At 48.9% G+C, this 14,046-nt stretch carries 11 protein-coding genes and 1 riboswitch; of the genes, 9 read left to right on the plus strand and 2 right to left on the minus strand.

From position 1 onward, the window contains the following. The first annotated feature begins 47 nt into the window (after positions 1 to 47). Entirely contained in the window at positions 48 to 1,025 is a 978-nt protein-coding gene (locus tag NSQ57_RS04700; protein WP_342425690.1) for an aldo/keto reductase, read from the plus strand. A gap of 85 nt (positions 1,026 to 1,110) precedes the next feature. Here NSQ57_RS04700 and NSQ57_RS04705 read toward each other — a convergent pair whose 3' ends face one another. Both NSQ57_RS04705 and NSQ57_RS04710 read right to left on the minus strand, forming a co-directional pair. Then, positions 1,111 to 1,911, minus strand: coding sequence for a WYL domain-containing protein (locus NSQ57_RS04705; RefSeq protein ID WP_340931420.1), 801 nt, complete (start codon positions 1,909 to 1,911; stop codon positions 1,111 to 1,113). Further along, on the minus strand, positions 1,886 to 3,211 hold the full coding sequence (locus NSQ57_RS04710; protein ID WP_029517595.1) for a WYL domain-containing protein: 1,326 nt from the start codon (positions 3,209 to 3,211) through the stop codon (positions 1,886 to 1,888). The genes NSQ57_RS04705 and NSQ57_RS04710 overlap by 26 nt, the downstream gene beginning before the upstream one ends. Positions 3,212 to 3,410: 199 nt before the next feature. Here NSQ57_RS04710 and NSQ57_RS04715 point away from each other — a divergent pair, with 199 nt between their 5' ends. The 8 genes from NSQ57_RS04715 (at position 3,411) to NSQ57_RS04750 (ending at position 13,931) form a co-directional block, all read left to right on the plus strand. Further along, a complete protein-coding gene (locus NSQ57_RS04715; protein ID WP_029517594.1) occupies positions 3,411 to 4,979 on the plus strand; it encodes a hypothetical protein in 1,569 nt (522 codons plus the stop codon). A gap of 19 nt (positions 4,980 to 4,998) precedes the next feature. Then, positions 4,999 to 5,817: a nucleotidyltransferase domain-containing protein gene (locus NSQ57_RS04720; protein WP_029517593.1), complete on the plus strand. Its 819-nt coding sequence runs from the start codon at positions 4,999 to 5,001 to the stop codon at positions 5,815 to 5,817. A gap of 21 nt (positions 5,818 to 5,838) precedes the next feature. Continuing rightward, positions 5,839 to 7,290: a 3' terminal RNA ribose 2'-O-methyltransferase Hen1 gene (locus tag NSQ57_RS04725; protein ID WP_165150001.1), complete on the plus strand. Its 1,452-nt coding sequence runs from the start codon at positions 5,839 to 5,841 to the stop codon at positions 7,288 to 7,290. Further along, positions 7,287 to 9,896: a polynucleotide kinase-phosphatase gene (locus tag NSQ57_RS04730; RefSeq protein ID WP_342425691.1), complete on the plus strand. Its 2,610-nt coding sequence runs from the start codon at positions 7,287 to 7,289 to the stop codon at positions 9,894 to 9,896. The genes NSQ57_RS04725 and NSQ57_RS04730 overlap by 4 nt, the downstream gene beginning before the upstream one ends. A gap of 20 nt (positions 9,897 to 9,916) precedes the next feature. After that, the gene (locus tag NSQ57_RS04735) at positions 9,917 to 10,714 is read left to right on the plus strand and encodes a TatD family hydrolase (protein WP_029517590.1); all 798 of its coding nucleotides are present in this window, start codon (positions 9,917 to 9,919) and stop codon (positions 10,712 to 10,714) included. A 42-nt stretch (positions 10,715 to 10,756) separates the two neighbouring features. Continuing rightward, positions 10,757 to 10,868, plus strand: a riboswitch (TPP riboswitch). Between the two features lie 249 nt (positions 10,869 to 11,117). After that, complete coding sequence (locus NSQ57_RS04740) at positions 11,118 to 11,714, plus strand: ECF transporter S component (RefSeq protein WP_029517589.1); 597 nt, start codon at positions 11,118 to 11,120, stop codon at positions 11,712 to 11,714. Continuing rightward, entirely contained in the window at positions 11,714 to 13,165 is a 1,452-nt protein-coding gene (locus NSQ57_RS04745; RefSeq protein ID WP_342425692.1) for an ABC transporter ATP-binding protein, read from the plus strand. Before NSQ57_RS04740 ends, NSQ57_RS04745 begins: the two co-directional genes overlap by 1 nt. After that, the gene (locus tag NSQ57_RS04750; protein ID WP_039272469.1) at positions 13,140 to 13,931 is read left to right on the plus strand and encodes an energy-coupling factor transporter transmembrane component T; all 792 of its coding nucleotides are present in this window, start codon (positions 13,140 to 13,142) and stop codon (positions 13,929 to 13,931) included. Before NSQ57_RS04745 ends, NSQ57_RS04750 begins: the two co-directional genes overlap by 26 nt. Positions 13,932 to 14,046: the final 115 nt, after the last annotated feature.

Genomic DNA, 14,046 nt, shown 5'->3' on the forward strand with positions numbered 1-14,046 from the left:
TATGTGGATGAAGCAGGGAATATTTTGAGGGTTGAAGGAGGAGCAGCATGAAGATTATGCCTTTACAGAAACGTGGAATCTCCGATAGTCGGCTGGCGCTTGGTTGTATGCCTTTTGGTGGTGAATGGAGCCATGCGCCGTTTACGCAGGAGCATATCGTTGAAGCGGAGAGAGCTGTAGAAGCTGCACGATCCATCGGGATTACGATGTTCGATCATGCGGATATCTATCGTATGGGGAAAGCAGAAGAAATTTTCGGTCAGATCTTAAAGGGACAGCCGGGCTTGCGTGAACAAATCGTAATTCAGTCCAAATGTGGCATTTTTCTGCCGGATGGTACGCTCCCGGGCCGTTTTGATTTCTCATATGCTCATATTATGGAGTCCGTGGATGGTATCCTGAAGCGCCTCGGTACGGAATATTTGGACATCCTGCTGCTGCATCGCCCCGATCCGCTGGTAGAGCCGGAAGAAGTAGCGAAAGCGTTCAGTGAGCTCAAGGCATCCGGCAAAGTAAGGCATTTTGGCGTCTCTAATATGAATGTAAGCCAAATTCGTTTTCTGGAGCGGAGCCTAACGGAGCCGTTGATCGCTAATCAGCTGGAAATGAGCCTGGCCCATCTGCATTTTGTAGATCAGACCGTACATGTGAACCAGCAGGCGGGGACGAATGTACATTTTGGCGAAGGTTTGCTGGAATATTGCCAAACCGAGGATATTCAGCTCCAAGCCTGGGGACCGCTGGCGCAGGGACGTTTTAGCGGAGGTTCTTTGGAAGGGGCGCCTGAGTATGTCGTTAAGACGGCAGAGCTGGTGCAAAAGCTGGCTTCTGAAAAGGAAACGACACGTGAAGCGATCGTTCTTGGCTGGCTTATGAAGCATCCAGCACGGATTCAGCCTGTCATTGGCAGCGCCAATCCTGAACGAATCCAAGCATGTCAGGATGCGGAACGCCAGAGCGAGCTGATGACCCGCGAGGAATGGTATCAATTGTACGTCAGTGCGCGCGGACAAGCCTTGCCGTAACTCGTTTAATAAACCCTCCCCTCGTCTCATTAACAGACGAGGGGAGGGTTTATTTACATGGATGCATCTCATATTGCCTCAGTAGCTATTCCTCTTCGTAGCGTGCAAGGGCCTTGGCGGTTGTTTCCTTCATTCGTGAGATCAGCCGTGAGCCTTGGACGACCTTGACACGTTTGCCAAGGAAACGGATTTTGGATAGCATATATTCACATTCGTCTGCCTGGAAGGTGAGTGTAATACGATAGGTATCTGCTTCCTGAACATATTCGACCTCTTTTTCAAAGCAGGAAAAAGCATATAAAATACGAGACATTTCACCGTTATATACAGGAACAATTTCGATGATGCCCTGTTCCTTGCGCGACTCCAGTATACCGAGTATACGTTGGGTGAATTTATCGGCCTCTTCGGGTAGAAGCTCATCTTCCGTGATGTTCACGATATTAGATAGCTTGGTAGACATGAGCGCGCGGTGTCTGCGATTATACCACAGGAGGCTCCATTCTTTTTTGACCATGGAAAACTCCAGCTTATATGGAAAACCGGACATTCGCTCATGCAAGCGTCCGTTGCGCAGTTTGTAGGTCACACAGATGCCAGAACGGGATCGCAGAATGGAACGCAATTCACGCAAGAGTGGATGGTATACCGATACAGCAGGGATACCTGCTTTTTCCCGCAAACTTCCATCGGCCTCCAGCGGCTCGTCGTCTGCAAGTAATTGCCGAAGCTTATCAAGTGTAGCCGGGGTAAAAGCCTCTGTCGCTGCCGAGTCTGCAAGCATAGATTTGAGCCAAATTCTTTCCTGTGATGTGGTAGCAAAAGCGCCCGATTCATCCAGCCGTGAGACGATCTGGTAGTTAAATATTTTCTCGAACAGGCTCATAATAGGCTTGCAGCTCCTTCCATTCCTGTCTGAATTCCTTCCGTAGCCGCTGAGGCTCCAATACCTCACAGCTTGATCCGAAGCTGCGAATCCACGGTTTAATCTCAGTGATTCCATTCACTGTGATTTCATAGATAAAGGATTCACTTTCCTCCTCCGCGATCGTACCCCATTGTCCCTGTGACAGCACACGTTCCCGAATAAAGTTGCGCTTCGCGCCCTCAGGATTGAAAAAACGTACCCGCACCTTCACAGGACGACCCGTATCAACAAGCCAGCTGTACCGCATTTTTTCTTCCAACACCGCTAGCAGATCGGCATGAAACTGCTCTGGTACAGGCTTGCCCTCCACCAATTGAGTCATGCCCTCCATACGAAACTTCATGATTCCTTTACCGCCTACATGACCCAGAATATACCAACGTCCATATTGATGATCATAGATGACTTGTAGGGGCAGAATGGTGTGTTCACGGCCGTCGGTCTCTTTTTCAAACAGCGGGTTTGTGTTTTGTGACCCGTACATGCTTCGTTTGGATGTCGAAAAATATAAAAAAGTTACACAGCGGCGTTGCCGAATGGCGTGTAGAAGCGGATGAATATGGGCTTCGTCCAGAATGCGTGAATAATAGTGGTATTTATATAAAAAAGGTTCGGCCATCTCCCGATCTCCGAGCTGACGGCGCATGGCTTTTTTAAGATGATCTCGCAGCAGATATCCCTGTACAGAGGGGAGCTGGGTGTTGGCCATAATGTCTACAAAATCATATAAGTCCAGCAGCTCCTCGTCCGTCAGTTCTGTCACCAGATCGTTGCGGACAGCATAGCGGTAAGGTCTGCCGCCGGGTTCCTTGCGAACGACGCCGACTTCAACCAGATATTTCAGATCGGAACGAATCGTTTTCTCATCCGGTAGTGAACTGTCGGAAGGCAGCCCGTTGCAGCAAGCATCCAATAGTTCCATGGTGGTCATAGGCTGTGACTGTAGCGCTGTCAGCAGAAGGGATAAGCGGACGCTTTCCGATTCCTTGAGCGATTTGGCCCGAAACAGAAATAACAATAATGGATCAGCCGATTCGTAATAATTAAAGCGCAGCATCTCATTAAAATCATGTCCGTGTTCCGCAGGCAACTGCTGTTGTACCGATTGGACAATTTCCTTGAGACGCCGGATTGTTTTATCAAAGGTATGTACCGAAATGCCCAGTCTATCTGCGAATTGCTGCCGATTATAGGCGCCGCTTGTTAATGTGAGCATACGCAGGAATTGAATTTCTTTATCAAAACTTTCTCTCGCCATGATGCATTCCCCGTTTCTGTTGCCGTTCTCCGAAAGCAAGTATCCCTTTATTCTAACAGGGAAGGGATGCAGGAAAAAGGGAAATTATTCATCTTTGTAATACTTTCACCATGTTCACGACTTCCAAAATAAAGCATCATAGGAGTATAAGATAGCACGATGAAATAAGAAGCAATACATAACAGAAGGGTGATGCAACATGTTTGGACGACGCAAAAATGAAGTGTTATATCCATGGGTAGGTAAGCTTTCGATTTATGAAACGATTAAGCAGGGACTGGACCCTCAGGGCAGGCTTACGGATGATCATTTACCAGATGATGAAGAATATTGGGCAGGTCACACGATGCGTTGGGTGGCAGGAGGATTGGATGGAGCATTTGGGCATCATGGCGCTGTCGGAGATGGAGAGACTGACAAAATTAAGGATCTGGCGCAGTTGTTGTCCAGACAATGCCGCAAGCCAGGGATGAAGACGAGACGTGAGACGTATGTACGCTTGATGGAGGAAAATGCGCTCAGCCTGATTGATCCGCTGCTAGATGCGGTGCGCGAGCATCCAGCAATTCAGCCGGATCGATTGTATGAGGAAGCACGTTGGCTGGCTGAACACGGAGCACATCGCAATGTGGTGAAGGTCGGTATTGCGCTGCTTGGATTACTGGAGACGGATCAGCACCACGAACTTATTTTAACACTAGCCAAGCATGATGAATTCACGCTATATGCAGCTGTAGCTATCCGTAATATTTCGGAGCAGGCCAACGAACAATTGTATAATTTAGCCTCACAGGTACATGGCTGGGGACGTATTCACGTAGTAGAACGGCTGGAGCCTGCGCGGCAGGAAATACGTGACTGGTTATTAAGGGAAGGATTCCGCAACAATGTCATGTATGAGTATCTTGCTTATGAGTGTGCTCATAAAGGCGAACTGCATACAGCCATCGCTGTACCGCACATTGATCAGGAGTTGTTTGACGGGGCGGGTGATATTCTATCGGCTTTGCTGGCAGCAGGCGGACCTGCGGAAAGTATAGACGATTATGAGCATGCCACTATGGTCATAGGCAACTACCTTCGCCATGCTAAGACCATGTGTACGACTGTGAAGCATTTTACGATCATCATGGATATTGCGGATTTTCTCGATGAAGAAGACGATTCATGGGAGGCACGTTATGAGCATGAATGGACGCCGGAATTACGTAAACGTTACGCGTCAATATGCCAGCAGATGATGGACGATCCGCAGTGGGTGAAGCCGGTAGAGCAGGAACTGCAGTATGCAGATTCACCGCATCTCCACTGCGCCATTCGCGTAGCTCGAATGCTAGCACTAGATGTATGGCCCGTGCTATTTGATCAATTAAGTAAATATCCAGTCAAGCCTAATCTATACTTTGAACTCATCAAGACAGAGGATGAACAGCGGGCTCGTAAGCTGGTGGCTTTTGCAGAAAAGCACTTGCCTCTGGAAGAAATTGCTTCTGGTCCTGCTGATGTGCCGGGCTTTGGACCGGAGTATGAAGCGCATCAATGTCTGGGTATTTTGCTTCAGCTATTGTCTTCTTACGAAGGAATGGGACAAGAGCTAGTTGCTGCCGGACTTTGGAGTCCGGTGATCTCCAATCGTCATGCAGCACTTCATGTACTCAAGGAATGGCCTTCTGAGATGTGGGGAGAGGAAACGACAGAGCGTCTTCGCCGCTTATCGATAGATGAAACGGAGGAGTCGATTAGAGAACAGATTCGGGAAATACTTTAATGATAAGGGAGGGAACAACATGACGGATATGAAGCATGGGCAGGGTTTCATTCAACCGGAAATGCGTGAGACGATTTTGCGTGAGCTGCGCGCGTTGGAGCAAGCGGAGCAGGTGCGCATTGTATACGCCTGTGAATCAGGTAGTCGGGCGTGGGGGTTTCCTTCACAGGACAGTGACTATGATGTACGATTTATCTATGTAAGACCCATAGAATGGTATTTATCTATTTTTGATAAGCGGGATGTGATTGAACGGCCAATCAGCGATTTGCTGGATATAAACGGCTGGGATTTAAAAAAGGCGCTCCAATTGTTTCGCAAATCCAATCCGCCTTTGCTGGAATGGCTGCAATCTCCGATTTCCTATCTGGAGCAATATGCAGTGGCTGATCAGATTCGTGCGATCTCGCCGTTAACCTTCTCTCCGAAGTCCTGCATGTACCATTATCTGAATATGGCGCGGGGAAATTATCGGGATTATTTGCAGGGAGAACAGGTGAAGATTAAAAAGTATTTTTACGTGCTGCGCCCGTTGCTGGCCTGTAGCTGGATTGAACGTCACAACAGCATGCCTCCAATGGAATTCGTAGAATTGCTAGAGGAACTCATTCCGGCACATACCGAACTTTATCAGGTGATCGAACATTTGCTTGATCGTAAAAAAGCGGGCGAGGAGCTGGATGTGGAGCCACAGCTTTCGGTGGTGAATGATTTTATCCAGCAGCAAATTGCTTATTTTGAACAAAAGGCGCCCTTGCTTCAGCATATGGAGAGTGGACGTGATCAGCAGTTGGATGATATGTTCCGCGCTGCGGTGAATGAAGTATGGAAAGTATAAGCTGGGAAGGAGAAGTAGAGTATGCACATCACGCTAAAAGCAACCGGAAACAATGCTGGGATGATTTCGCACTTGCTTGCCAAAAATCCCTACAATACGTATGATCGCACGGAAAAGGGTGCGCGTGTACGCATGGTGTACACCGTGTTTACCGAGGAAGAGGCAGAAATCGTCATTCAGGCTTCGCCAGATTCGATAGATTTGGTCAAAAACAGTCCAGATAGCTATGATATTACACAATATATTAATGACCGGGAGTTTGTAACCAGCAGCTTATTTTGCACCTATATTCGTGGCTCGCTTGGTACGGCACTGAACGGCAAACCCAAAGAAGAGTATGCAGAATGGGTGACGCATCCTTTCGCGCTGGAGTTATCGTTTGGGCCTGTTGCTTCGGATTTACCGGATTCTGTGGTGGAGGGACTATTTGCTCCGCTGGGCTATCAAGTGGACATAGAACGAGGGGAAGCAGACTATTCTTTTCAGCTGAAAAATCGAAGCACTGTCAGATATGTCACGTTAAGTGGCCATCAGACGGTGCAGTATGCGCTACGTCAGTTATTGCTGTTGATTCCGGTGTTGGATAACTATAAGCACTACTATATCAGTGAAGAAGAGTTTGACAAGCTGAGACGTTACGGTGAAGGCTGGCTGTCAGCGCATCCGCTACGCGAGCTTATCATTCGACGCACGCTTCGTTTTACCAATCTGATTGAGCAATTTGAGCAATCTGATTGTGATGAAATAGGTATTAAAAAACATATTGAAAAGGATACTGTCCAAGCTCAAAAGGATAAGCACGAACAGATTCAACAGCCAGAACAGCCACATGAGGAAGGGAAGCAACAGCCTACAGTACGGCTAAATGAGCTGCGGTATCAAGCTATTATGGACGTAATTCGCAAGCTGCCTCGCAGACAGAAAATCGTAGATTTGGGTTCAGGGGAAGGGAAGCTATCGGCTCGGATGGCCCGAATGACGGGCGTTGAAGAGATTTGGGCGGTGGAGCCGTCTGCGTATGCACAGTTGAGAGCCGTGGAGCGTTTTAACAAGCTGGAAAGGCATGCCGATGCGATCAGTCCTACACCCATGATGGGCTCTCTCTTTTATTATGATGAACAATTGCGGGGAAAAGATGTGATGATCCTATGTGAGGTCATTGAGCATGTGGATGAGCATCGTCTGAACCGGGTGATGAAGACGATTGTAACGGAGTATCAGCCGGGCGTGCTGATCGTGACGACTCCCAATCGTGAATATAATGAAGTGTATCGTATGAATCAGCAAGAGATGCGGCATGGCGATCACCGTTTTGAATGGAGTAGAAGCGAGTTTCAGGAACGATGTGAGCAGTGGATTGTGGAAGCTCCTTATTCGGTAGCGCTGAAGGGGATCGGAGAAGAGGTCGAAGGCTTTGGACAACCGACCCAAATGGCTATATTTACGCGCAGAAAGGAGCAGAAGGAAGCATGAGCAATTCATCCAAACGTACGATTCATTTACCGCATGCTGGACTGGTTGTGTTGGTGGGGGCCTCCAACAGTGGGAAAACCACATTATTAGACAAGCTGGTGAGCGAAGGGATTCTGCTGGAGACAGAAGTGGTATCCTCGGATCATTTTCGCAAGCTGGTCGGAGATACGGAATTTATAGACTGGAGTGGACTTCCAAGACTGGAATCGGACGTACTGTTCTATGAGTATCAGCAAATGTCAGCCAAGGCGTTTGAGGCGATGGATACGATTCTGGCTATGCGCTGTCGCTTGAATAAGCTGACGGTTGTGGATGCCACCCATTTGTATGCTGAGGACCGTCAAAAATATGTACAGTTGGCAGCCAAGGCGCATGTTCCTGTAATGGCTTTGGTACTGGATGTATCCGAAGCTGTGCTGCTGGAACGTGATTTAGGCAGGGAGCATCCGCGTGGCCGCCAACGGGTCAAGCAGCAGGCACAGCTGTTAAAGCGGAACCTGCGTGGGATCCGTGAGGAAGGCTTTAACGCTTGCTATATCCTTAAGGATATAGAAGAAATGAATTTTGTTCGCCGTGCGCAGCCACTGTTTCATGAGATTGGCTCAGGTATTGACATCATTGGTGATATCCATGGGTGCTACCATGAGATGCTGGAAGTGATAGAGCGGCTAGGATATACGGAAGATACGGAAGGACTATACCATCATCCAGATGGCAGAAGACTAGTATCTGTCGGGGATGTGATGAGCCGTGGCCCCAAATCGTTACAAGCGGTGCAGTTCTGGAAAAAGCACGTGGATGCTGGACTAGCGTATATGATTGACAGCAATCATGGCTGGAAAATCGGCCGTTACCTTGATGGAAGAAAGGTGACTCTCAGTCATGGGGATGAACGATTTGCAGAGGAACTGGCCCAGTATGAACAAAAAGCGGGCAAGGCAGCGGCGGAACAGCTTAGAAGCGAGTTAAGGGATTTTCTGCTACATGCACCCTCACATCTTATTTTTGGCAGGAATGGATTGCGACACGTGGTCGTGGCTCATGCGGGGATTAAGGATCATTTTATCGGTAAACAGTCGGCACGTATTTCTGATTATTGCCGTTATGGAGATACGGAAGGACAGGATGCAGACGGAAAACCAATCCGCAAAGATTGGTTCGTAGACCATGAATCGGGAGAAATAGTAGTATGGGGACATGATCCTAGACCGCAGCCTACCCTTGTGAATCAGACGGTGAATATTGATCAGGGTGTGGTATTTGGCGGTATGCTGACCGCTTATCGTTTTCCGGAAAAGGAATTTGTCAGCGTTCCGGCACATGAGAATTATGCGAATGATCCCGATAGCCCACTTGTCCGGTGGCAGAGAAAACGGTTTTCCCCGCCGAATTTACGCAAGCTCATCGCTGGTTACAGTGTACTGACGGAATCGTATGGCGAAGTGCGCGTTCAAGGAGAATCGGTCAAAACCGCTATAGATGCCGTGTCACATGTGACAGTACCGATAGAGGAACTGGTGTATATTCCACCGACCATGAGTCCTGCTCCAGCGGTGTCTGCAGAGGAAGGTTATCTGGAGCATCCGCGTGAAGCGCTGGCTTATTATCGCGGGCAAGGGGTACAAACGATGGTGGCCGAGAAAAAACATATGGGTAGCCGGGCTATTTTGCTATTATTCAAAAACGAACAGGCCGCTGTCGAGTATGTAGGCTACCCGACATTGGGCACGATCTACAGTCGGAGCGGGAGAGCTTTCTTTGAACAAAGCCTTGGGAAGCAAGTGCTGGAAAAGCTGAATGTGGATCTACGGACTGCCGGATATTTTGAACGGAACCAGACGGATTTTGTGTTGCTGGATGCGGAAATTGTACCGTGGAATCTCAAGGCTCGGGAATTGATTGCTGCACAGTATGCGCATGTGGGTGAAGCAGCTCTGCTGGATCGCAGTAAGCTGGTAGACAAGCTGAAGCAGGCGAAGGTTGCGGGCCGAGAGGTTGGAGACTGGTTGGAGGAAATGGAACAGAAGTACGCGAATGCCGTGACGTTTCAAGAGGCTTTTCAAAAATATTGCTGGGATGTGGACGGTCTGGATGAGATTCGTATCGCACCGTTTCATACGCTGGCACACAGCGGAAAGACTTTTTTCGACCATTCTCATATTTGGCATATGGAGCAAAACCGGGAGCTGGCTGGGCTGTCTTCCCTGTTTATGGAGACAGAGTATCGCGTGATCACGGACGAAGCAAGCGAGGAAGAGGTCATTCGTTGGTGGAACGAGATGACAGAGGATGGTCATGAGGGGATTGTGATCAAGCCGGAACGCTTTTTGATGAAAAATCGGGACAAGATGATTCAGCCTGCAATCAAGGTGAGAGGCCGGAAGTATTTGCACATCATTTACGGTATGGATTATCTTGCCCCTGAGAATTTAAAGCGTCTGAAGCAGCGTCGAACGAACAAAAAGGAGCGTCATGCCCTGATGGAAGGAGCGCTTGGTATGGAAGGCGTGGAACGTTTTGTCCGCAAGGATACGGTAGATCGTATTCATGAATGCGTCCTTGCCGCACTATCTCTGGAATCAGAGCCGATTGATCCAAGATTGTAGTTTGCGAGGGAGGGATTGAGATGGAAAGGGGTACACCGTTAATTGATATTGGTGTGAACTTGATGCATCGTTCGTTTCATGCAGATCGGGAACAGGTGGTAGAGAGAGCCGCGGCTGTAGGGATTTCACCGCTGATTATTACCGGGACCAGTGTCCGCAGCAGTCGGGAAGCTTCTCAGTATGCAGCGCGTTATCCGGGCAAGCTGTATGCGACAGCTGGCGTGCATCCCCATGATGCCAAAGACTGCAGTGCAGACACGATTCAGCAGCTCCGCCAGTTGGCGGGTCAGCCGCAGGTCGTATCCATAGGGGAATGCGGATTGGACTATAACCGTGATTTTTCGCCACGTGATGTGCAGCGCCGATGGTTTGGCGAGCAAATCCAACTGGCGGGTGAGCTGAAAATGCCGTTATTTCTGCATGAACGAGATGCACATGAGGACTTTGTCGCTATGCTTCGGGAGTATCAAGGGCTTGTCGATAAAGCGGTAGTGCATTGTTTTACCGGCACGGAACAGGAATTGCGTACGTATGTAGAAATGGGACTGTATATCGGAATCACCGGCTGGATTTGCGACGAACGGCGGGGGAAGCATCTGCGTGAACTGGTCAGAGATATTCCCTTGGACCGTCTGATGATTGAAACGGATGCTCCATTTTTGACCCCGCGTAATTTGCCTGTGAAGCCTAAAGAAGGGCGTAATGAGCCCATGTATCTCGCTCACATTGCTGCTACGATAGCCGAATGTACAGGTCGAAGCATGATGGAGATCGAAATCGCGACGACGGAAACGGCTAAACGTTTCTTCGGATTATAGGATTGTCAAAGCCATAGATGTGGTATATATTATAGTGAATTAAAAAGCATTGTCGGGAGCTTGAGAAAGTCAGGCTGAGAGGGTGGCCCTTGCCACTGACCGTGAAATCTGATCTGGGTAATGCCAGCGTAGAGAAACCAAGAACACTATACAGGAATGCCGCTTTTTTTTGCGGTTGTCGATAGATTCAATGTATGTCCTAGCATTTTACCTTGATCCTGACTTGGCTGGGTATCAGTGTAGTAGTTTAGACTACTGGTTATATAAGGCATATCGACGAATGATGTTTTGTATGGTGCTTCACCTTTTACTGCGCATAAAGCTTGCCTGGAGATTCAGCTCCAGACAAGCTTTTTTTCATGGCCAAGAGGCCAACTATAAGGAAAAAGGGGAGCACGCAATAATGAATACTGCTGTAAGAGCGTCCAAAGGGTTGAAACTGACGGATATTTTGGTCACGATTGTGATCGCTGTTGTGTTCGGGTTGATCTACAAAATATGGGGACCTGCCTATGATTTGATGAAACCATTGGGTCTACACGCCGAGCAACTGATGTATGGCATGTGGTTTATGGCAGGTACGTTTGCTTATCTCATCATTCGCAAGCCGGGTGTTGCGATTTTGGCAGAGGTGGCAGCGGCAACGGTCAGTGCTTTTTTGGGAAGCGAATGGGGTATGTCCACCTTGTACTATGGCCTGCTGCAAGGCTTGGGAGCGGAGCTGTTTTTTGCGGCTTTTCTGTATCGGAACGCAAACCTGTGGGTTGCTTCGCTAGCTGCGGCTGGGGCGGCTGTCACTTCTCTGATTTTAGACTTCAGCTACGGGTATATTGATCAGCTATCGACTTGGAACTATGTTTTGTATATTGGATTTCGGATGATTGGCAGTATTGTGATTGCCGGGGTATTCGCGTTCTATCTGGCTAAGGCATTGGAGGTAACCGGAGTCACGCGAAGTTTGAGGCCTGCAACGGAACAAGATTATAAGGGGCTGGATTGATGAGCCGGGCAACCGAAGATGTGGTGGCTTCGATCACCCGGCTACGGTTGAAATTCCCCGGTGAGCAAGAGCTGCTTTTTCACAATATGTCTTTGTCTGTCCGCAAGGGGGAAAAGCTGCTGCTACTGGGACCGAGTGGATGCGGTAAATCAACACTGCTCCAAGTGTTAAGCGGTCTGATTCCACGCACGATAGAAGTGCCTATGAAATGCGATGCTGCTGTAATCCCAAGTGTCTCAGGTATTGTATTTCAAGATCCTGATACGCAGTTCTGTATGTCATATGCAGATGAGGAACTGGCTTTTGTGTTGGAAAATAATCAGGTTCCCCGGGAGCAGATGCGATCCCGTATTCGCGAGCTGCTGATACAGGTGGGTCTATCGACGGATGATATACATATGCCCATTGGCAGCATGTCACAGGGAATGAAGCAGCGGCTGGCGATTGCGTCTGTGCTGGCTATGGAGCCAGAAGTGCTTTTTCTGGATGAGCCCACGGCTTTGTTGGACGAGGAAGGCACTACACAGGTGTGGGATACCATTCGCAACATTTCGGTAGACCAGACACTGGTGATTGTGGAGCATAAAATTAATGAAATTGTCCATGATGTGGATCGGATTGTGGTGCTTTCTGCTCAAGGGGAGATCATTGCAGATGGAAGGGCCCAAGAAGTATTTCATGTGCACCGGCAGGGATTGTCCGAGTACGGCGTGTGGTATCCGGGAGTATGGAATGAAGCGTCTTCGCCACGTTGGAGTGAAGCAGTGACGCAACAGAATGGTGCGGGGACTGATGTGCTGGAGCTGGAACATTTTAGCGGCCTCCGCGGTTTAAGTTCAGTGATTTATGTGGAGCATGCGCAGGTGAAGCCTGGCGACTGGATTGGCGTGGTTGGTGAAAACGGGGCTGGCAAAAGCTCGCTACTGCTCTCCATGATGCGCTTACTTCGCACACAGGGACGTTATAGCGTGCGCGGAATTGAGGCAGGCAGTACAGAACAACTGGCAGAGCGTATCGGGTTCGCGTTTCAAAATCCCGAGCTGCAATTTGTAGCGCATACCGTACGAAAGGAACTAGAGTATTCGTTACCCAAGAGCTTGTATACCGTTGAACAGTGCCGGGAACGGGTCGATCGGATGCTCGTACAGTTCGGACTGGAGCGGCTGGACGAGCGGCATCCGTATCAGCTTTCGTTAGGCCAAAAAAGGCGGTTGAGTATTGCTACGGCTATGATTCGTGAGCCGGAAGTGCTGCTGCTCGATGAACCGACCTTTGGGCAGGATGCGCGTAATACCTTTGTCATGCTGGATATGTTGGAGCAGCTGAGAGCGGCGGGCACGGCCATTGTGATGGTCACCCATGACCCGGAAATTGTCCGTCGATATTGTACCGATACATGGCGGATTCAGAAAGGGGAACTACAGTATGAACCTGTCCTTTCCCCATCATAAAACATGGCTGCATCGCGTGAATCCGGGCCTAAAGCTCGTGATGTTTTCCATCCTGTTTGTGGTCGTTATAGTCATTCATGATCCGAATGTCATGTTTAATGTTGCGTGTGCTATGCTGTTGCTGCTTGTCTGGTCAGGCCATCCATGGAAGAGGCTGCTGCTATACGGGTCTCCCTTTATATTGGTGTTTATTTCAACTTCAACGGGCATGATGATGTTCGGCAAAGGGGTGACGACCTGGTGGACATGGGGCTTGATCCATGTGACGCAGGAAAGCTTTTACCGAGGCATGCATCTGGGCTTTCGTGCGCTGAGTATGGCTGCGGTAGGTTTGTTGTTTGGTTTAACGACTCGTCCAGTGGACCTTTTTTATTCACTGATGCAGCAATGGAAGCTCCCTCCGAAGTATGCATACAGCTTTTTGGCAGCCATGCGGTTGATGCCTATGATGGTGGAGGAATTCCAGGCATTGAGACAAGCCCACCGTATTCGAGGTTTACATCAGCATGTGTCCAAATGGAATATGTATGCCACGCTTCGCAGGTATGCGATTCCGCTACTCGCTCAAAGTATTCGGCGTGCCCAGCGCATTGCTATTGCTATGGAAGCCAAGGGTTTTACCAATGAAACCAAGCGAACGTATTATTATGCGATCGGCTATTCGGCTATAGATATTGTATTCATATTCTATTTTGTCGTCATGCTTACGCTGGCTTGGGGACTTGGGATTTGCTTTCCTTATGTAGGGGTGTGGGATGTACGTTAATTGTTGTCAAAAGGCTTTGCCCGTTTTCTGCTCTGTGGTATATTAATGCAATGGGAATTGACGGCTCGTACAGACCCGCCTGGGCTGGCGGGCTTATTACATTTTCCCTGAGAAA

This window comes from Paenibacillus sp. FSL L8-0502 (assembly GCF_038593055.1).
Taxonomy (GTDB): Bacteria; Bacillota; Bacilli; order Paenibacillales; family Paenibacillaceae; genus Paenibacillus; species Paenibacillus polymyxa_D.